20 protein-coding genes are annotated in these 19,963 nt (G+C 60.0%); 12 read left to right on the forward strand and 8 right to left on the reverse strand.

All coding sequences use genetic code 11. The annotated features are described in order from the left end of the window. Window positions 1-36: 36 nt before the first annotated feature. Window positions 37-513, reverse strand: coding sequence for a Z-ring associated ZapG family protein (locus tag QSJ80_RS04710; protein ID WP_285763164.1), 477 nt, complete (start codon window positions 511-513; stop codon window positions 37-39). A 162-nt stretch (window positions 514-675) separates the two neighbouring features. Here QSJ80_RS04710 and QSJ80_RS04715 point away from each other — a divergent pair, with 162 nt between their 5' ends. The 11 genes from QSJ80_RS04715 (at window position 676) to ahpF (ending at window position 11,005) form a co-directional block, all read left to right on the forward strand. Continuing rightward, entirely contained in the window at window positions 676-1,371 is a 696-nt protein-coding gene (locus QSJ80_RS04715; protein ID WP_285763166.1) for an alpha/beta hydrolase, read from the forward strand. 58 nt (window positions 1,372-1,429) lie between these two features. Further along, window positions 1,430-2,545 (forward strand): cell division protein ZapE, encoded by a 1,116-nt coding sequence (gene zapE, locus QSJ80_RS04720; RefSeq protein WP_285763168.1) that lies wholly within the window; start codon window positions 1,430-1,432, stop codon window positions 2,543-2,545. 209 nt (window positions 2,546-2,754) lie between these two features. Next, window positions 2,755-3,183: a 50S ribosomal protein L13 gene (gene rplM / locus QSJ80_RS04725; protein WP_285763169.1), complete on the forward strand. Its 429-nt coding sequence runs from the start codon at window positions 2,755-2,757 to the stop codon at window positions 3,181-3,183. 15 nt (window positions 3,184-3,198) lie between these two features. After that, the gene (gene rpsI, locus QSJ80_RS04730) at window positions 3,199-3,591 is read left to right on the forward strand and encodes a 30S ribosomal protein S9 (RefSeq protein WP_285763171.1); all 393 of its coding nucleotides are present in this window, start codon (window positions 3,199-3,201) and stop codon (window positions 3,589-3,591) included. Window positions 3,592-3,914: 323 nt separating this feature from the next. Further along, window positions 3,915-4,514, forward strand: a complete 600-nt coding sequence (gene petA / locus QSJ80_RS04735) for a ubiquinol-cytochrome c reductase iron-sulfur subunit (RefSeq protein ID WP_285763172.1) — start codon at window positions 3,915-3,917, stop codon at window positions 4,512-4,514. Beyond that, window positions 4,511-6,553 (forward strand): ubiquinol-cytochrome c reductase, encoded by a 2,043-nt coding sequence (locus tag QSJ80_RS04740; protein WP_285763173.1) that lies wholly within the window; start codon window positions 4,511-4,513, stop codon window positions 6,551-6,553. The genes petA and QSJ80_RS04740 overlap by 4 nt, the downstream gene beginning before the upstream one ends. Before the next feature lie 120 nt (window positions 6,554-6,673). After that, entirely contained in the window at window positions 6,674-7,303 is a 630-nt protein-coding gene (locus tag QSJ80_RS04745; protein ID WP_285763174.1) for a glutathione S-transferase N-terminal domain-containing protein, read from the forward strand. Window positions 7,304-7,334: 31 nt separating this feature from the next. Then, window positions 7,335-7,733, forward strand: a complete 399-nt coding sequence (locus tag QSJ80_RS04750; RefSeq protein WP_285763654.1) for a ClpXP protease specificity-enhancing factor — start codon at window positions 7,335-7,337, stop codon at window positions 7,731-7,733. 198 nt (window positions 7,734-7,931) lie between these two features. Continuing rightward, window positions 7,932-8,546 carry a Yip1 family protein gene (locus tag QSJ80_RS04755; protein ID WP_285763175.1) on the forward strand — a complete coding sequence of 205 codons (615 nt, stop codon included), beginning with the start codon at window positions 7,932-7,934 and terminating at the stop codon, window positions 8,544-8,546. A 202-nt stretch (window positions 8,547-8,748) separates the two neighbouring features. Beyond that, window positions 8,749-9,315 (forward strand): alkyl hydroperoxide reductase subunit C, encoded by a 567-nt coding sequence (ahpC, locus tag QSJ80_RS04760; protein ID WP_285763176.1) that lies wholly within the window; start codon window positions 8,749-8,751, stop codon window positions 9,313-9,315. Between the two features lie 97 nt (window positions 9,316-9,412). After that, window positions 9,413-11,005 (forward strand): alkyl hydroperoxide reductase subunit F, encoded by a 1,593-nt coding sequence (gene ahpF / locus QSJ80_RS04765; protein ID WP_285763177.1) that lies wholly within the window; start codon window positions 9,413-9,415, stop codon window positions 11,003-11,005. Window positions 11,006-11,169: 164 nt separating this feature from the next. Here the strand turns inward: ahpF and QSJ80_RS04770 are convergent, their stop codons facing one another. Next, a complete protein-coding gene (locus tag QSJ80_RS04770) occupies window positions 11,170-13,128 on the reverse strand; it encodes a M48 family metallopeptidase (protein WP_285763179.1) in 1,959 nt (652 codons plus the stop codon). A 28-nt stretch (window positions 13,129-13,156) separates the two neighbouring features. Further along, a complete protein-coding gene (locus QSJ80_RS04775) occupies window positions 13,157-13,753 on the reverse strand; it encodes a LemA family protein (RefSeq protein WP_285763180.1) in 597 nt (198 codons plus the stop codon). 231 nt (window positions 13,754-13,984) lie between these two features. Between QSJ80_RS04775 and QSJ80_RS04780 the strand changes: the two genes are divergently transcribed. Next, on the forward strand, window positions 13,985-15,172 hold the full coding sequence (locus tag QSJ80_RS04780; RefSeq protein WP_285763181.1) for an acetyl-CoA C-acyltransferase: 1,188 nt from the start codon (window positions 13,985-13,987) through the stop codon (window positions 15,170-15,172). A 108-nt stretch (window positions 15,173-15,280) separates the two neighbouring features. Here QSJ80_RS04780 and QSJ80_RS04785 read toward each other — a convergent pair whose 3' ends face one another. The 5 genes from QSJ80_RS04785 to QSJ80_RS04805 form a co-directional block, all read right to left on the reverse strand. Then, on the reverse strand, window positions 15,281-15,862 hold the full coding sequence (locus QSJ80_RS04785; protein ID WP_285763183.1) for a BON domain-containing protein: 582 nt from the start codon (window positions 15,860-15,862) through the stop codon (window positions 15,281-15,283). Between the two features lie 35 nt (window positions 15,863-15,897). Next, window positions 15,898-16,488: a D-sedoheptulose-7-phosphate isomerase gene (locus QSJ80_RS04790; RefSeq protein WP_285763184.1), complete on the reverse strand. Its 591-nt coding sequence runs from the start codon at window positions 16,486-16,488 to the stop codon at window positions 15,898-15,900. A 16-nt stretch (window positions 16,489-16,504) separates the two neighbouring features. Further along, the gene (locus QSJ80_RS04795; RefSeq protein WP_285763185.1) at window positions 16,505-16,879 is read right to left on the reverse strand and encodes a YraN family protein; all 375 of its coding nucleotides are present in this window, start codon (window positions 16,877-16,879) and stop codon (window positions 16,505-16,507) included. Window positions 16,880-16,901: 22 nt separating this feature from the next. Then, window positions 16,902-18,875 (reverse strand): penicillin-binding protein activator, encoded by a 1,974-nt coding sequence (locus tag QSJ80_RS04800; RefSeq protein ID WP_285763186.1) that lies wholly within the window; start codon window positions 18,873-18,875, stop codon window positions 16,902-16,904. 266 nt (window positions 18,876-19,141) lie between these two features. Then, a complete protein-coding gene (locus tag QSJ80_RS04805) occupies window positions 19,142-19,831 on the reverse strand; it encodes a phosphoadenosine phosphosulfate reductase domain-containing protein (RefSeq protein WP_434219168.1) in 690 nt (229 codons plus the stop codon). Window positions 19,832-19,963 lie beyond the last annotated feature (132 nt).

A 19,963-nucleotide genomic window follows, 5' to 3' on the forward strand; every position in this document is an offset into this window, starting at 1 on the left:
CAGTCGGCTCGGGCCTGCCGGGAGTTTGCGTTTGAATCAGGTCCGGCCGGCCGCGGCGCCCTCGGTATGGGGTGGCTGCGGGGCGCGCTCTTCTTCCATGCCGAAGTCTTCCGCCAGGGTGCCCTTGGCGCCCGGCTCTTTCGGGGCCCAGTCGCGGGGCGGCTGGATATCGGCATCCTGGGCGATCTGTGCCGGGGATTCGCCCGCCTCCAGCATGGAGCGGCCGATGTCCTGGCTGGACAGGCGCAGTGCGCTGTTGGCCAGGTATTCGTGAACTTCGCGGTAGCTGTCGGTCAGGTTGCGCACCAGCTCGGAAGTCTGCTGGAAGTGTTCGTTGACCTGCAGCTGGAAGTCTTCCAGCTTGCTGTCCGCGTCCTTGAGACGCTCTTCCAGTTCCTCCGCGCGTGCGCGGTCGCCGCCGTCGCTGCTGTTGCGCAGCGCAAAGATTGCAATTGCCGCACCTGCGGCCACGCCGATCAGCACGGCGATGATTAAAGCGGTAGTCGAGTACACATGTTCCTCCTGGTTTGCCGCTGTAACCACGGGTTTCCGTTCCCGTGTATTACGCCCGCCCATTCAGACTGGGTTTGTCTTAGACCGGGTTTGTCGTCCGGGATTCCGGTGACTTTGCGTTATTATACGCGATTCTGGAAACCCGCAGTGCAGTAAGCAAACATGACTGATCCAAATCATGCCACCGAGCAAGCTTCCAAGCCGTTCGTACAGGCTGAGCATAAAGAATTCATCCCTGGTCCGGTGGGCAAACTGGAACTGGTGGCCACCGCGCCCAAGGCTGACGGCCAATTCGCCGGTGCGGGACTGTTTGCGGTGGTGTGCCACCCCAACCCGCAGGGCGGCGGAACCATGAACAATAAAGTGGTCACGACCCTGGTGCGCGCGTACCGCGACCTGGGTATCCCGGCGGTGCGTTTCAATTGTCGCGGTGTGGGTGCCAGCGAGGGGCAGTTCGACAATGGCGTGGGCGAGGCGGACGATGCGGCCAGTGTTATCGCCTGGGCACGCGCCCAGTTGCCGGGCAGCAGGCTGCTGCTGGCCGGCTTTTCCTTTGGTACTGGCGTGGCTACCAATGCGGGCTTCGGCCAGCCTGACCTTGAGCACCTGTTGCTGGTGGCGCCGCCGGTGTCCAGGTACCCCTATACCCGCGAGGGCCGTCTGCCGGCGCCGGCGCTGGTGTGCATGGGCACTGAGGACGAACTGGTTTCCCATCGTGAAGTCACCGAGTGGGTCGATCAGGTGCACTCGCCGCTTCTTTATAAGGAGTTCCCCGGGGTGTGCCATTTTTTCCATGGGCACCTGACCGATCTCAAGCGGGTCGCCAGCGAAGCGCTGATCCAGCACCTAGGCGCTTGATTGCTGCCGGCGCTGCCGTTACATTGCCTGCCGATTTTTGGCACACAGCAGGGCCTACATGTCCGAGCAATCCCCCCTGACACCGCTGCAGCGATACGAGCACGACCTGACGCGCCCGGGGTTCCGCGCGGACCCGGCCCAGCGCGCTGCCGTTGAGGCGCTCGAGGACCTGTATCACCGATTACTTCGCCATCGTGCCGCGCGCCAATCCCTGGTCGGTCGGTTCAAGTCCCGTTTTGGCACTACCGAAGTGGTGCAGGGCCTCTATTTCTGGGGCGGGGTCGGGCGCGGCAAGACCTACCTGATGGACAGCTTTTTCGAGTCGCTGCCGTTCGAGCAGAAGATGCGTGCCCACTTTCACCGCTTTATGCGCGAGGTGCATGCGGACCTGAAGCGTCTTGCCGGGCAGAAGAACCCGCTGGAGCAGGTTGCGGATGGCATCGCGGCGCGGGCGCAGGTGCTGTGTTTCGACGAGTTCTTCGTCTCCGATATCACCGATGCGATGATCCTTGCCGGCCTGATGGACGGGCTGTTCCGGCGCGGCGTTACCCTGGTGGCGACCTCCAATATAGTGCCGGACGGCCTCTACAAGGACGGCCTGCAGCGCGCGCGCTTCCTGCCGGCCATTGACCTGCTCAATCGCTATACGCAGGTGATCAATGTGGATGGCGGGGTGGATTATCGCCTGCGCGCGCTGGAGCAGGCGGAGCTATACCATGCGCCGCTGGATGCCGCCGCCAATGAGAGCCTGCAGGCGAGCTTTGACAGCCTGATTGTGGGTGGCTCCGAGGTGCACGAGGATATTGCGCTGGATATCGAGGGTCGCAGCATCACCGCCTATAGAGAAGCGGATGATGTGGCCTGGTTTGAATTCGAGGCGCTGTGCGATGGGCCGCGCTCGCAGAATGACTATATCGAGCTGGCCCGGGAATACCACGCAGTGCTGGTGGGCAATGTGCCGCAGTTCGATTCCTCCCGCGAGGACCAGGCGCGGCGCTTTATCAATCTGGTCGACGAGTTCTATGACCGCTCCGTCAAGCTGGTGCTGTCGGCGGCGGTGCCGCTGGAGCAGCTCTATGCCGGCCAGCGGCTGATCTTCGAGTTTGAGCGGACGGTCAGTCGACTTCTTGAAATGCAGTCGCACGAGTACCTCGCCAGACCGCACAAACCCTAGTGGCGGGGCGCACGCCGAGGTGTCGGACCACCTTGTGCGCGACGGTTTCGAAAAGCCAATTCCCGCGCCTGCTCAGCCGCATCAACCGTAATTCGGCGTTGTCCGAAAATTCAGCAATACTACTTGAAATGGGTGCGCCTCGCGTGTAGGATTCGCGCTCTTTTGTGGAGAGACCCCCGGATTCCGGGGTATTTACAGGTGTTTATAACATGAAGACATACAGTGCAAAGCCGGAAGCGGTAACCCGCGACTGGTACATTATTGACGCTGCAGACAAGACTCTGGGTCGGCTGTCGACCGAGATCGCGACACGTCTGCGTGGCAAGCACAAGCCTGAATATACTCCCCACGTGGACACCGGCGACTACATCGTAGTCATCAACGTGGAGAAGATCCGCGTTACCGGTAAAAAAGCAACGGACAAGATCTACCACAGCCACACCGGCTACCCTGGTGGTCTGAAATCCATCAGTTTTGAAAAGCTGATCGAGAAAGCTCCGGAGCGCACTCTGCAGTCTGCTGTTAAAGGCATGCTGCCGCGTGGTCCACTGGGACGAGCCATGTTCAAGAAGCTGAAAATCTACTCTGGCAGCGAGCATCCGCACGCCGCTCAGCAACCAAAAGAACTGGCACTTTAAGCGGGGCATTAGAAAATGGCAGCTACACAATATTACGGAACCGGTCGTCGTAAGACTTCCACCGCGCGCGTTTTCCTGACCCAGGGCGCCGGTAACATCACTATCAATGGCCGTTCCATCGACGAGTACTTCGGTCGCGAAGTTGCTCGCATGATCGTTCGTCAGCCGCTCGAGCTGATCGACATGACTGAGAAGTTCGACATCAACGTTACTGTAAAGGGCGGTGGTTCCTTCGGTCAGGCGGGTGCTATCCGTCACGGCCTGACCCGCGCACTGATGCAGTACGATGAAGCCAACCGTCCTCCGCTGCGTGCCGCTGGTTTTGTTACCCGCGACGCACGTGAAGTTGAGCGTAAGAAAGTTGGTCTGCGCAAAGCACGTAAGAAGCCGCAATTCTCCAAGCGTTAATTCGCAGCTTCAAAATGGCCCGGCACTTGCCGGGCTTTTTTTTGCCCGGAATTCGTGTTTTTGGCGTAGAATTGTGCGCCACCCGCCGGGCCCAATTTGCATTTTGCGAGAAAGTACAAAAAGTGACCGAACTTGTATAAAGAGGGCATTTTCTTTAACATGTCGCGGCTTTTTAGTGCCCCTTTTCGGGGTGGGTTATAACAATACCTATAGCTAGTTGTCGGTTTTTTGGGGAATTCTGCGCGCGCAGCCATATTTTAGGGGGGTTGGGTGAAGCGGGTTCCGTTGGGCCAGCGAATACGCTGTGATGGGAGATTAGCGTCATGAGTGATGGCGGAGTGAATGTAGGTCGGCGTCGGTTCCTGACGGCCGCTACCTGTGTCGTGGGTGGTGCAGGTGCAGTCGGTGTTGCCGTACCTTTCGTGGCATCCTGGAATCCGAGTGCCAAGGCCAAGGCCGCAGGTGCACCGGTCAAGTACAACATCAGCAAGCTGGAGCCGGGCCAGATGGTCACTGTCGAATGGCAGGGCAAGCCGGTGTACGTGGTACGTCGCACCAAGGACGCGCTGGACAACCTGGCTGCCATCGAGGGCAACCTGCGTGACCCGAGTTCCGAAGAATCCAAACAGCCGGAATATGTCGACCCCAAGACCCGTTCCATCAAGGGTGAGACCCTGGTCCTGCTGGGCCTGTGTACTCACCTCGGTTGTGCCCCGATGTACCGCCCGGAAGTGGGCGCCGCAGACCTCGGTGGTGACGAGTGGATGGGTGGCTTCTTCTGCCCGTGCCACGGTTCCAAGTTCGACCTCGCAGGCCGCGTGTACCAGGGTGTACCGGCGCCAATCAACCTCGAGGTTCCACCTTACTCGTATGAAAGCGACGATGTGATCGTTATTGGTCTGGATGAGGGGGCTGCAGCATGAGTTGGCTAAAAGGTCTCGGCGACTGGGTTGATGCGCGTCTGCCTATCTACCGCGCGTGGGACACCCACATGGGCAAGTACTACGCGCCCAAGAACTTCAATTTCTGGTATTTCTTCGGGGTTTTCTCCCTGCTGGTGCTGGTAAACCAGCTGCTGACCGGTATCTGGCTGGTGATGAGCTACTCGCCGACTGCCGAGGAAGCTTTCGCCTCCGTTGAATACATCATGCGTGATGTGGAGATGGGCTGGCTGATACGCTACCTGCACTCCACGGGCGCGTCCGCCTTCTTCGTGGTGGTTTACCTGCACATGTTCCGTGGCCTGCTGTATGGCTCCTATAAGCCGCCGCGCGAGCTGGTGTGGATCTTCGGTATGTGTATCTACCTGGTGCTGATGGCAGAGGCCTTCATGGGCTACGTACTGCCGTGGGGCCAGATGTCCTACTGGGGCGCACAGGTAATCGTTTCCCTGTTCGGTGCCGTCCCGGTGGTGGGTGAGGACCTGGTCCAGTGGATTCGCGGTGATTACCTGATTTCCGGTATTACCCTGACCCGCTTCTTCTCCCTGCACGTGATTGCGCTGCCGCTGGTTCTGGTAATGCTGGTGGTACTGCATATCCTCGCACTGCACGAAGTGGGTTCCAATAACCCGGACGGCGTAGAGATCAAGAAGAACAAGGATGAAAACGGCATCCCGAAAGACGGTATCCCGTTCCACCCGTACTTCACCGTGCATGACCTGGTGGGTATTGCGGTATTCCTGTTCGTGTTCTGTATCGTGGTGTTCTTCTTCCCGGAAATGGGCGGCTTCTTCCTTGAATACGCCAACTTCGAGGAAGCAAACCCGCTGAAGACCCCGGAACATATTGCGCCGGTCTGGTACTTCACGCCGTTCTACGCAATCCTGCGTGCGGTGACCTTCGACATCGGTCCGTTCACTTCGAAGTTCCTCGGCCTGGTGGCCATGGGCGCGGCGATCGCGATCCTGTTCGTACTGCCGTGGCTGGACAAGAGCCCGGTGAAGTCCATGCGCTACAAGGGCAACTTCAGCCGCTTCGCGCTGCTGGTGTTCGCAGCGGCATTCATCATCCTGGGTTACCTGGGTGTGAAGGCGCCGACCGACGGTCGCACCATGCTGGCCCAGATTTGTACCGTGATCTACTTCGCGTACTTCATCGGCATGCCGTTCTGGACCGCGCGTGAGAAGTGCCAGCCTGAGCCGACCCGCGTAACCAGCCCGGACGGCGGCAAGTCTGCGCTTGCCCTGATTGGCGGCATCATCGTGGTGGCGCTGCTGACCGTGATCCCGATCAAGGCAGTGGGTGCGACCAGCAACGTCCAGCTCGACGCAATCGAGCTGGACCAGACTGACAAGGCTTCCCTGCAGAACGGTGCCAAGTACTTCGTCAACTACTGCATGGGCTGTCACAGCGCCAACTTCTCCCGCTGGGAGCGCGTGGCTGACGACCTGGGTATCCCGCACGAGCTGATGATGGAGAACCTGGTCCTTGGTGACCACAAGATCGGTAACCTGATGGAAATCTCCATGGACCCGAAAGAGTCCAAGGCCTGGTTCGGCGCTACCCCGCCGGACCTGACCCTGAGCGCCCGTTCGCGCTCCCCGGAGTGGCTGTACACCTACCTGCGCGGCTTCTACCGCGACGACAGCCGTCCGACCGGTGTGAACAACAAGGTTTTCGACAAGGTCGCAATGCCGCACGTACTGCTCGAGCTGCAGGGCCTGCAGGAATGCGCGCCTGGCCCGAAGATGGACCACGGCAAGGTTGTACGCGACGAGCTGGGTAACCCGATCATGGATGAATCCGGCTGCGGCAGCCTGGTTGTAGGCGACGTGAAAGGTTCCATGACCCCGGAAGAGTACGACAAGGCCATGTATGACCTGGTCAACTTTATGGAGTACATTGCAGAGCCCATGCAGGAAGAGCGCAAGCGCATCGGTTTCTATGTGCTGGCCTTCATCCTGGTGTTCTTCATCTTTGCCTGGCTCCTCAACCGTGAGTACTGGAAAGACGTACATTAATCGGTAAGCACGGTTTTACGGGCGGTTGACCTGTGTCTGCCGCCCGTTTGCATTTTTACAGTTACCAACTATTCGTATGGCCCTGCCATACTGAAGCGAAATAATTTGAGGTAGTGTCCAATGGGTGTGCCGACTAACAAGCGCTCTTCCATGACCTTCTTTTCCGATGGTCGTGACCATTACAGCCACCGCGTGCGTATCGTACTGGCGGAAAAAGGTGTTTCCGTCGAAATCATCGACGTGGACCCGGTCGACAAGCCCGCCGAACTGGCGGACATGAATCCCTACAACTCCCTGCCGACCCTGGTGGACCGCGAGCTGGTGCTCTACGAGACCAAGGTCATGATGGAGTACCTGGACGAGCGCTTCCCGCACCCGCCGCTGCTGCCGGTCTACCCGGTTGCGCGTGCGCAGAGCCGCCAGATCATGCACCGCATCGAGCGCGACTGGTGCCCGCTGGTGGACAAGATCCTTGCCGGTGGCAAGGAAGCGACGGCCGCGCGCAAAGAGCTGCGCGACAGCCTGGTCGGCATTGCGCCGATGTTCAACGACCTGCCGTACTTCTTTAACGAGGAGTTCTCTCTGGTGGATTGCTGCATGGCACCGTTGCTGTGGCGCCTGGAGCAGTTCGAAATCGCGCTGCCGAAGACCAAGCAGGCCAAGCCGCTGCTGGATTACATGGATCGCCTGTTCTCTCGTGAAGCTTTCCAGGAGAGCCTCACCGAGTATGAAAAAGAGATGAGAAGTTGATACAGGCGGGCGCGCTGTGAAAAAGCCGGAAATGACCTCCAATCGGCCCTATATCATCCGGGCGTTCTACGAGTGGATTTCAGAAAACAAGTGCACCCCTTATATCCTGGTGGATTCGCACCTGCCGGGCGTACTGGTGCCGCAACAGCATGTGAATGAGGACGGCCAGATTGTTCTGAATATCTCCGAGACTGCGGTCTCCGGGCTCACCATGGACAACTACGCCATCCGCTTCAATGCCCGCTTCGGCGGCGTGCCCACGGATATCCAGGTGCCGGTTGGTGCCGTGATCGGAATCTATGCGCGCGAGAATGGCCAGGGCATGGTGTTCGAGGCGGAAGAAACGCCGGAGCCACCGGAGCCGACGCCGCCCACCAGTCTCGCCGATAAAAAGCCCGGCAAACGGCCGGCATTGCGCGTGGTGAAATAAGCCGCGTCATTTCAACAGGGGCCCGTTCTCTCCGGGCCTCTGTCGCCTCCCGCCTTTTCTCCCCTCCATTATTTTTATAATTACTGTTTTTATCGCGGCTGCTGGTTATTTCTATTGCTTATTGGTCAATCGATTGCCGCTCCCCAATACTGCTACCAATGCGCGTGAAATTCACTTTGCAAATAAAGGCAGGCTGCGATGGGAATACTTAGTCACACTGTGGGCATCTTTACCCACCCCGACCGTGAGTGGCAGAAAATCAGGGAAGATCACGACTCGGTAGGGCACCTGTTCCTCACCCATGTACCAATCCTGGCCCTGATACCGGTTGTCAGTTTCTACATCGGGGTTACGCAGTTCGGCTTTGATGTGGGCGACACCCACCGCAAACTGACCCCCGGCAGCGCGCTCTCCCTGAGCATCCTGACCTATGCGGCGATACTGGCCGGCGTATATATTTTTGGCGAGTTCATTCACTGGATGGCACGCACCTATGGTGTGGAAGGGGATGAGGACACCCTCCGCTACGAAAGCCACGCACTGGCAGTATTTGTGACAACGCCCATCTTCCTGGTGGGGTTTGTCGGGCTCTACCCGGACCTCTGGGTCAACGCCGTGGTGACACTGCTCGCTGCCTGTTACTCCATCTACCTGCTTTACGAGGGCATTCCGATCCTGATGAACATCGATAAGGAGCGCGCGTTTATGTACGCCTCCTCGGTGGTCACCATCGGGCTGGTGCTGCTGGTGATCGTGCGGATCGGCACGGTGATCCTGTGGTTGCTGGGTTTCCAGCCGATCTATACCGATTAGTCCCCGTATCCCCTAACGCTCCGCTAGAAAGACCGCGCCACTGGCGCGGTTTTTTTGTGTGCATCAGGCTTTACGATCGATTTTTTAGATCACGGCTATAAATTTAATTAAATTTAATTAATTGCTGCTTCTTAATAGTATTTCTTCGTGCCCGCGGGACTGCCCGCGAAATTACGAAAGCCAACGAGCAAGGAGAAATACCATGTCCCACTATATCGGCAACAGCATCCAGCCGTTTACCGCCAAGGCCTACCAGACCGGCGACTTTCTTGATGTGTCCAGCGAAGACCTGAAGGGCAAGTGGTCTGTGCTGTTCTTCTACCCGGCGGACTTCACCTTTGTATGTCCGACCGAGCTGGGTGACCTTGCGGATAACTATGCGGAGTTCCAGAAACTGGGTGTGGAAATCTATTCCGTCTCCACGGACACTCACTTCACCCACAAGGCCTGGCACGATACCTCCGACACCATCGGCAAGATCCGCTTCCCGATGCTCGCGGATCCGACAGGCAAGCTGACCCGTGACTTTGGCGTGATGATCGAGGAAGAGGGCATCGCCGAGCGCGGTACCTTCGTGATCGACCCGGAGGGCCGTATCCAGATTGTGGAAATCAATGCTGGCGGTATTGGGCGTAACGCCAGTGAGCTGCTGCGGAAGATCAAGGCGGCCCAGTACATCGCCGCCCACCCGGGTGAAGTGTGCCCGGCGAAGTGGGAAGAGGGCGAAGAGACCCTGGCGCCTTCCCTGGACCTGGTCGGCAAGATCTAAACCCGATCCTTTTCCTGGCTTTATCCACTGCCAGAGCTTGCCCCGCCAAAGTGCGGGGCTGTGCCCGTGGAAAATCATCAAAAGGACGAGGTTACCCATGTCATATAAAGCGCTGGATTCAAACCTGAAGCAACAGCTGAAAACCTACTTCGCAAATATCCGCCGTCCGGTCGAGATGCACCTTGCGGCCGGGGACTCGGCCAAGGGTTCCGAGCTGGCCGGCATGGTTGCGGACATCGCGGAGTTGTCTGCAGACATAACAAGGGTCGAGGCGCAGTTACCGCGCATACCGCAGCTGGCGGTTGGGTCTGCCGGGGAAGCGCCGCGGGTGTCGTTTTCCGGTGTGCCAGCGGGCCATGAATTCAATTCCCTGGTGCTGGCGCTGCTGCAGGCCGGTGGTCACCCGGCAAAAATTTCGGATGAACTGGCCGAGCGTATCCGCAACCTGCCGGGCGAATATCGCTTTGAAACCTTTGTGTCCCTGTCCTGCCAGAACTGCCCGGATGTGGTGCAGGCGCTGAACCTGATGGCGAGCCTGAACCCGCGCATTCGTCACGAGATGATCGACGGCGCCCTGTTCCCGCAGGAAGTGGAGGCCCGCAACATCATGGGCGTGCCGTCAGTGTGGCTGAACGGCGAACACTTCTTGCAGGGGCGCACCACGCTTGAGGAAGTGGTGGACAAGCTTGATACCGATGCACCTTCGCGCAAGGCCGAGGCGCTCAACCAGAAGGCGCCCTACGATGTGCTGGTGGTCGGTGGTGGCCCGGCCGGTGTTGCCGCGGCAATTTATGCGGCACGCAAGGGTATCCGTACCGGCCTGCTGGCCGAGCGCTTTGGCGGCCAGGTGATGGATACCGTGGGTATCGAGAACCTGATTTCCGTACCCTACACCGAGGGCCCGAAACTGGCTGCGAACCTGGAACAGCATCTCGCGGATTACGATGTGGATATCATTACAGGCCAGAAAGCGGCTGGCCTTGCACGAGACGGCAAGTTACAGCTTGCCCTTGAAAGTGGCGCAACCCTGTCGAGCAGAGCCGTCGTGCTTGCGACGGGCGCGCGCTGGCGCCAGCTGGGTGTGCCGGGAGAAGACGACTACCGCAACAAGGGCGTGGCTTACTGCCCGCACTGTGACGGACCACTGTTCAAGGGTAAGGATGTGGCGGTCATCGGCGGCGGCAACTCGGGTATCGAGGCCGCGATCGACCTGGCCGGCATAGTCCGAAACGTAACGGTGCTGGAGTTTGCCGACACTTTGCGCGCGGATGACGTGCTGGTGCGCAAGGCCAACTCTATGCCCAATATCACCATCATTACTTCTGCGCAGACCACAGAGGTCCACGGTGATGGCAGCAAAGTAATCGCCCTGGACTACATTGATCGCAACAGCGGTGAGTCAAAAGTGATTGAGTTGGCCGGCGTGTTTGTCCAGATCGGACTGGTGCCGAATACCGAATGGCTGCAGGGCTCGCAGGTAGAACGCAACCGCGCTGGCGAAATTATCGCGGATACGCGTGGTGCGACCAGCATGGAAGGCGTGTTTGCCGCGGGTGATGTCACTGATGTGCCCTACAAGCAGATCATCATATCCATGGGCGGCGGCGCTGCAGCTTCGCTGGGAGCGTTTGACTATCTGATTCGGAGCGCAGAAGAGGTAGAGGAGCCGGTACTGGCAAAGACAGCGTGACCCTGGTTCGGAGCAGTGGCGCCAAGCTAACCGGCTGGCATTTCAAAAACGCATAAATACTTCCCTGTAGCTCCTGCGCGCCGTCCATGGCGCGCAAGGTTTTGAAATGCAAGCCCGGTTATCTTGCCTTAGCGTTAACCAAAACCTGCCGACCTGGGGTGGCGTTAGCCAACGATCGGCGGCATCGGACAATCCAGTGTATCGGCAATCGCGCGCAGCATCTCTGCTTCCGGTGCATCCACCTGGCCATCGTGCTCGATCACCTTAACCAGTGCCTTCAGCAGGCGCGGCTTGTGCAGCGGCTTCAATCGGCTGCATACGGCAACCGCATTGTCCAGCAGCTCGATGGTGATGTCCTTCTGAAGGGGCAGCGGCCTGACCGGCAGTGCCAGTGCTTCGAGGCCGGCGATGTAAGCACTGTTGGCATCCAGGTATTCGGCATCCACGCAATGTGCCATGGCGGCGAGCAGGGTACTGGCAGCAGCCGGGACCTGGCCCTTGCTGACCGTGACAGCGCGACCACCGTTGGAACCTTCCATCGCATGCATCAGTACACGGTAGAGCGCCCATTCGCGCAGGTGCAGGGTGCCATCCAGTTCCAGCAGGCGCAGCAGGTTGCGCTTGAAGACCTCGTACTGGAACGGCGCCAGACGCTTGATGGCCGGTACGCTGAGGTCCAGGGCCGCGAGACGCTGTGCGGCGGGCAATGCCCGGACGGCGTCTTCGATCTTGCCCATTTCCCTGCGCACGCCGGGGTGGGCAATTTCCTCGAGCAGTGTGCGGGCACTGTCACGCTCCGTGCCCTCGATCGGCATCACCAGCAGGTAGATCAGTGCGCGCGCCGCGAACGGCTCATGTGCTGCCGCGCGAACGCGGTCGTCGAGGTTCGCCAGCATCTGGAAGCTGCTGGCCATATGCGCTTCACCGGGATGGCCGATGCTGTTGATGGACTGCGCCACCGCAGCGGTGCTGTAGCTGTTGTTATTGGAGGTGTTGATCCCGGAAATCTGTTGCGCGGCTGCGGCCTGTGCCGCCGTTGGAACAGATTTTTCATTAACTGTTGCCGTATCGGGTGCCAGTGCTGCGACTGCGGGATACTGCCCATCCCAGCTCGGTTCGATTCGCTGGATGCGATCGGCAAGCGCCGGGTGGGTACTGAAGAAACTGCTGAAACGCTGCTTCAGGCCGTTGGCGAAAAACATATGGCTGAATTCGCTGGTGCGACCGGCGGACATCTGCGAACCAAAGCTGTTGCCGCCAATCTTTTTCAGCGCGCCGGCAATGCCGCTGCTGTCGCGGGTGAACTGCACCGCGGAGGCATCGGCCAGGTATTCACGCTGGCGGCTTACCGCGGCCTTGATCATATTGCCGAAAAAAGTGCCGATGTAACCGATGGCCATCAGTGCCGCGCCGATCCCGAACAGCGCCAGCACGCCGTTTCCACGTCGGGAAGAGGAGCGGTAGCTGTAGGGCGAGCGGTAAGTGGCACTGCGCAGTAGCCATGAGCCCACCAGGCCGATAAACAGGATGCCGTGCAGCATCCCGATCAGGCGGATATTGAGGCGCATGTCACCGTTGAAGATATGGCTGAATTCGTGCGCGACAACGCCCTGCAGCTCGGCCCGGTCCAGCTTTTCGATACAGCCCCGGGTCAGGCCCACTACCGCATCGGCTTCCTTGTAACCGGCGGCGAAGGCATTGATGGCCTGGTCCTCGATCACATAGACATCGGGCACCGGGGTGCCGGAGGCAATCGCCATCTCCTCCACCACATTCAGGGCGCGGCGCTCGGCCTGGTCCTGAGAATCCAGGTTGATCAGGCGCCCGCCCATGGCCTCGGCCACGGTGCGGCCACCGCCGGAGAGTTCCCGTAGCTTGAACAGGGAGGCAATCGCTACCACACCGCACACAGTCAGGGCGATCCAGCCGATATTCTGCCAGCCGACAATTTGCGCAACCTGGAGCAGCTCAAATTCGGACAGCGGCTGGCCGCTGCCCTGAAAGGCCATCAGCGCAAACAGCAGGGTGGTGAGGCCGATCAGCAGGAATACCGCCAGCGCGAACAGGGAAAGGTACAGGGCGCTGCTGCGGCGCGCCCTGTCCTGGTACTCAAAAAAATTCATGGTCTGTTACCGTTACCAGTCAGGCTGATCAAAACTGGATTTGTGGTGCCGCCTGGATCTGCTCGGTATCGGCAAACTCCAGCAGCCTGGCGTCGGTACGGTGGCCGAAGGTGTTGGCAAAGAATACCGGCGGGAAGCTCTGGCGATAGGTGTTGTAGGTCATTACCGCATCGTTGAATGCCTGCCGCGCGAATGCCACCTTGTTTTCGGTGCTGGTCAACTCTTCGGACAGTTGCGCCATGTTCTGGTTGGCCTTGAGGTCCGGATAGGCTTCCATCACCACGTTCATGCGTCCCAGGGCATTGGCGAGCGCCCCTTCGGCGTTGGCCAGGCCCGCAATCGCACCGCCGTCAGCGGGGTTGGCGGAGGCAGCCTTGAGGCCCGCGAGGGCAGTGTTGCGCGCGGAGATCACCGCTTCCAGGGTCTCGCGCTCGTGCTTGAGGTAGCCCTTGGCGGTTTCCACCAGGTTGGGGATCAGGTCGTAGCGGCGCTTCAGCTGCACTTCAATCTGGGCGAAGGCGTTCTCGAAGCGGTTCTTGAGCGCAACCAGCTTGTTGTAAATGCCGATCACATAGAAGACCAGTGCCGCGATGGCGACCAGCCAGACAATACCCGTAAGGTCCATGGTGTGACTCCATTGTCATAGGTTGTTATTGGATATCCCGAGGAATCTTATCACGCCTGTAATTACGCCATCGTGTGGATTTGTGCGCGAAAACGGTCAGGCGTGCCACCTTGGTTGCACTGTGGCGGGTTTGAGGGCTGGTGTATAATGCGCGCCAATCTGCGGCCTCCGGGCCGGCACATCCGCCCCGCCAGTGGCGAGGCGTTATCTGAAGAATTGAGGAGTGCACGCATGAGCGACACGCAGGATCCGGTAGTAATCGTTGGTATTTCCCGTACCCCCATGGGCGGCATGCAGGGTGCCCTGAGTGGCCTGAGCGCTGCGGAGCTGGGCGCTGTGGCCATTCGCGGTGCGCTCGCGGACGCGGGTGTGGCTGCCGATCAGGTAGACGAAGTCTTTATGGGCTGCGTACTGCCGGCAGGCGTGGGCCAGGCGCCGGCGCGCCAGGCGTCCAAAGGTGCGGGTATTCCGGATGGAACCCCGACTACTACCGTGAACAAGGTGTGCGGCTCCGGTATGAAGACCGTAATGATGGGCCGCAACGCTATCCTGACTGGTGAAGCGGATGTGGTTGTTGCTGGTGGTATGGAGAGCATGAGTAATGCCCCTTATATGCTGCCGAAAGCGCGCGGTGGTATGCGCCTCGGTCACGGTGAGGTGCTGGACCACATGTTCACCGACGGCCTGCAGGACGCCTATGCCGGCGGCCTGATGGGCAACTTTGCCGAGTGCACCGCGGACAAGTACACCTTTTCCCGCGAGGCGCAGGACAACTTCGCACTGGAATCCCTGTCACGCGCCAATGCGGCGATCGAGAGCGGTGCTTTCGAGCGCGAAATCACTCCGGTAGTGATCAAATCCCGCAAGGGTGAAACCACCGTGGCGGTGGATGAGCAGCCGGGCAATGCGCGTCCGGAAAAAATCCCGACCCTGCGCCCGGCCTTCCGCAAGGACGGCACCGTAACCGCGGCCAACGCCAGCTCCATCTCCGATGGTGCGGCGGCGCTGGTGCTGATGCGCCAGTCCGAAGCGGAGAAGCGCGGTCTCAAGCCGCTGGCCGTACTGCGTGGCCAGACCCAGTTTGCGCAGGAGCCGGAGTGGTTTACCACGGCACCGGTCGGCGCCATGAAGAAGCTGTTCGAGCAGACTGGCTGGAGCGTTGCCGATGTCGACCTGTTCGAGATCAATGAGGCATTTGCGGTTGTGACCATGTCCGCGATGGAAGACCTGGGCCTGCCGCACGAGAAGGTAAATGTGAATGGCGGTGCCTGTGCACTGGGTCACCCGCTGGGCGCGAGCGGTGCGCGTATCATCGTGACCCTGCTGGCGGCGCTGGAAAATCGCGGCCTGAAAAAGGGTATGGCGAGCCTGTGTATCGGCGGTGGTGAGGCCACTGCGATCGCGATCGAACGCCTCTAATTCCTAAATGGGCCTGTGGCCTGTAGCCGGTATTTCTGTCCAAAACTGCCTACTCGGCAAATGTTTTGGACAGATAAGCCCGGCACGGCCACGCCGGGCCAGATATTTTTAGTCAATATATTCCACTGCTTTAACTACTTTCTGTACTCCGCCGACGCCACGCGTCGCTTCCGCCGCACGATCCGCCTCATTGCGGGTTAGCAGGCCCATCAGGTAAACCACACCGGCCTCGGTCACCACCTTGATTCGACCGCTGTCGATATCCTTGTTCGCCAGCAACACGCTTTTCACCTTGGACGTCATCCACAGGTCGCTGCTGCGTGACAGCACGGATGCGCCGCCCTGGATATTGAGTTCGTTGTAGACCTGGCGCACGTTCTTCACTTCTGCCGCAGTCTTGCCGGCCAGCAGGCGCATGTCATTGCTCGGCACCTGTCCGGTCAGCAGTACCACGCCGTTAAAACTGGTGACGTCGACATTCGACGCCTTCAGATCCGGGTGGGCCTTGCCGATATTCACGGTGACCACGGTCTCGATGGCCTGGTCGTCGATCATGGCTCCCAGGCTGCGTTTACCCGGGTCGGACTCGATCGGGCCGTTGTTGGTCAGGTCGGCGATGGTGGCACAGCCGGCCAGCATGATTGCGCCAAAGGTGGCTATCCCGAAGCGTATCACTCGCGCTTTCATCATTGTTTGGGACCTCTGAATTGTTATTGAAATAAAAGTTATTCTTCGTAGCTGCCGAACAGGCTGCTATCCACCAGGTCGCACAGGGTAAATACCGTTAGCATGTGCACCTGGTGTACGGCTGCGGGGTCTACTTCCGGCACCCGCAGTTCGATATCGTGGTTGTCGAGCAGGGCGGCACAGTCGCCGCCGTCAGCACCGGTAAAAGCCAGTACACTCATCTCGCGATCGCGTGCCGCACGCACGGCCTGGACCAGGTTGGAGTCGCGCCCGTCGCTGCTGAATATTACCAGCAGGTCTCCCGGCTGGCCGAGTGCGTGCACGGGCTTTGCATAGGTCTGTGCGCCGCCATGGTTCTGTGCAATCGCCGTGCCCAGTGCCGAGTCCGCGTTGATGGCCAGGGCCGGCAGGCTGGGGCGTTCGCGCTGGAAGCCGCTGACAAGATTGGTTACCAGTGTCTGTGCCACCGCGCCGCTGACGCCATTGCCACAGGCCAGCACCTTGTTTTCCGAAAGCAGTGTGTGGACCAGCATTTCACTGGCTTCCGCGATCAGCGGAGCGAGAAATTCCCCGGCATTCATCGTCGCCTCGATACTGCGGTGAAAGAGGGTTACGACGTGCTGTTCCATTGAGTGATTGTCCGTATCAGTAGGTCCCGAATGCGTTGCGGACCCAATTAATTCTTGTTGTATCTGTGCCCAGCGGCCCGGTGATTGCGACGATGTCGAAGCGACACGGTGCGTTGATTCGCCGGCGTTGCAGGTAGAACTGCGCCGCATTGAGCAATTTCCGCTGCTTGCGCTGGTCGACAGAGGCGAGTGCGCCGCCGTAGTGGTCCGTCTTCCGGTACCGGACCTCGACAAAAACGAGATGTTGCCCGTCCTGCGCGATCAGGTCCAGTTCGCCAACCTTGCAGCTGAAGTTTTTTTCAATAATACGCAGCCCTTGTTGCTGCAAAAAGTCGGCCGCGGCCGATTCCGCACGGCTTCCAGTGCCTGCGGTGGTCGTGATTCCATTCACGCTTTGTTGTCCCCCTTGGGGTTTATTGTTGTATCTGATCCTGCAGCTGCTCCGGTGCCGGGAGTGGCTCTTCCGCCTGCACGACGTCAGTGCGGGAAGCTGTCGGCATCGGCTTGCGGTATTCCGCGCTGGTGATTGCCCTGGCGCGGCCATTGCGCACCTGGGCCCATACCTGCTCGCGTTCGATCTTGCCATCGGCGCTCAGCATCAGGGTGCCGGTCAGGCCGAATACCCGCTGTTCGCTGAACTCACGCAGCAGCGGCAGGCGTCCGAACAGGCGGAATGCATCGGCGCCCATGGCGTAGAGGCCGGCAAAAGCAGCAGATGGCTTGGCTTGGCGCTCGATGCTGTCCTTGATGGCGTTGTCGCCCTCGAACAGCCACGGCATGGCGGTGAAGCGGATACCGTTCAGGTCGCGATTGCGCTCCCGGTCGTCGCCGGAATAAATCTGCGAAGTCGCAAATACCGGCAGGTCGCCGGCGTAGTAGTAGGCCAGCATCGGTTTGATCTGGCGCGCGGCATCGTTGCGCGCGATGGCAAATACCACGTCCAGGTCCGCGCGGCGGCGCGGGGTGAACTTGAGTGGACGCGCAATGGCCCTGCGGATTTCACGCTCGCGGGCGCGGCCCTCAGCGATCAGCAGGCTGTCGTTGATGGATTTGGAGATGGCGGCCTGATTGGCATATTCCGCGACGCTGGGAATATTGCCGCCAAGGCGCTGCCATTCCTCGCGGAAGGCTTCCGTTGCACGCGTGCCCCAGCCTGTGCCGGGTGCGACCACCAGCGCCTGGCGATGGCCTAGCTGGTAGGCCTGTCGCGCAACCTGTCGAGCCTCATCCTCGATGGCGAGGCCAAACTGCACCAGGTCACCGGTAAGGCGGCCGGTCTCCGCATAGTTCAGGGCCAGCGTCGGTACCGGCAGGGATTCCGTTGCGGCCAGGTTGTTCACCAGCTCCTTGTCCAGCGGCCCGATAATAAACTGGGCACCGCCATTGACGGCCTGCTGGTAGGTTTCCTCGAAGTTGCCGGCGGCACTGTCATAAATCTGGATGTCCGGGACCTGGGCGCCATTGTTCATCGCCGCGTAATAGGCAGCCAGGAACCCATCCTGGATGGCGCGTCCGGCACGTGAGAGCTTGCCCGTGAGCGGCAACAGCAGGGCAATATTCTGTGGCTGGTTGGCGGCAACCTGCTCGAACGCCTGTAACTGGCGCGGTGCCGTCAGGTTGGCGGTGTGGCCGGGCCAGCGTTCACGCCAGCGCTGCAGTGCCGTGGTCTGCGAGCTGATATCCATCTGTGTGTCACGGCCAAGCTTGGCCAGCTCATACCAGGCACGCATTTCCGGGTCCGAGGTGCTGGCTGCACGCGCGCTCAATTCTGCGCTGGGCAGCTGCATCAGCGTGGTCCAGAAACCCTCGTTGTTGGCCCGGGTTTCCTCTTCGGTGCGGGCGATGCTTGCCAGCGCACGATGTTCGGCGATGGCGCTGTCGATCTCCCCGAACAGGGAAAACAGCTCGGCGCGTAGCTGTCGCAGCGGCACACGGGTTTCGACCGGCAGGAAGGCGATTCCGCTACTCACGCGTTCGGCGCTGACCAGCTCGTGGGCTTCCATCAGGTCTGCCTGGTTGGAAAGGATCTTGCCGTAATGCAGGGCGTAATCGGCAAACTCCTGCTGGGCCAGGTTCTCTGCCTCAATCTGTTGCAGGGCCTGACTGGCACGCTCCTCGTCCTGCAAGCCGGCGAATATCACCCCGGCCTGCAGTAGCTGGCGGTCGCGCTCAGCAGTGGCGTTGCTCATGGCCTGCTGCATCAGGCGCTCTGCGGCGCCGCGGTCCAGCCCGGGCTGGGTGCGCTGTTCCGGTACCAGCGGGGGCTGCTGCTTGGGTGCCTGGCTGCCGCATGCGGTCAGGGCGAGCACCAGTGCTGCCGAGGCGATTGCAGGTACGGGCTTGGGCATGGTCAGGGCAAAGCGGAATTGCCGGCGCTTGGCGGGCATGCGGATCTCCTGCTGGTCTCGGTCCGGACTGTGCGGCCGGAATCGTTCAAAATTCTTATGGTTGACCAGTCGTCCGCAGGCGTGTGGAAGCGGGCGTGGCACCAGACCCGCTATGGTACCGCGAGCGGCGGAAGCAGGACAATGCGGCTGCCATGAAGGTGGGGAATCGCGTCACATCCGCGGAAAAAAAAACCGCCCGGAGGGCGGTATCAGGATGATTTTTCTATCTTTTCGCGAAAGGTTGCTGTCTCGACGGCTGCCGCGGGTTACTTCTGCAGCAGCAGTCCGCACTCGCGGTGTTCCTCGCCCTTGGTGGGGTCGAAGTAGATGTCGTTATCCGGCAGGTCGTGGGTGTAGACGTATTCTTCAACGTCCAGCTCGTTGAGGTGGAACATCGGCGCCACCCGCACGGTGCCGTGGCTGCCCTTGGTGAAGATATCCAGGTTCTTGCGGTGCGCGTTCTGGTCGTGGCGGATCCCGTTGAGCCAGACATCCGGCTTGAGGTCCTCCATGGCGCGGCTGAACGGCTCCAGCTTGACGGTGCGGGAGAAGAAATCGTGCTCCGGCGTGTCCAGCGGGGGGATGCCGCCATAGACCGCGTTGTAATGCGCAGCGGACATCTTGGGGGCGTAGGTGCGCATATTGAGGCCGAACAGCTCAATCACCTTCTCGATATGGCGGTAGGTTTCCGGGGTGTTGTACCCGTGATCCACCCAGATCACCGGGATGTCCGGCTTGACCCGGGTCACCAGATGCAAAAATGCCACCGCCAGCGGGCGGAAGTTGGTGAATACCACCGGGTTGACCGCGTTCTCGATGGTGAACTGCATGATCTCGCTCGGCCGGGCCTCGCGGAAGCGTCGGTTCAGGACGTCCAGGTCCGCATCGTGGTGGAAAGTGAGGGGCGTCTGACCGGCGTTTGCCGCTTGCGCTACTGATGAATTGGACGCTGTCACCGCCATGGTTTCCTTGCCTGAACGAATCGGGATCTGTAATTGGGAGGATCGTAAACTTAACGTTTCCATGGCTGACTTAAAAATAATAAAAGCGCATCCACATATGCCTTTTGGTTCTATACTGTCCCGCAC

The sequence above is a fragment of the Biformimicrobium ophioploci genome (assembly GCF_030270605.1).
GTDB lineage: Bacteria > Pseudomonadota > Gammaproteobacteria > Pseudomonadales > Cellvibrionaceae > Biformimicrobium > Biformimicrobium ophioploci.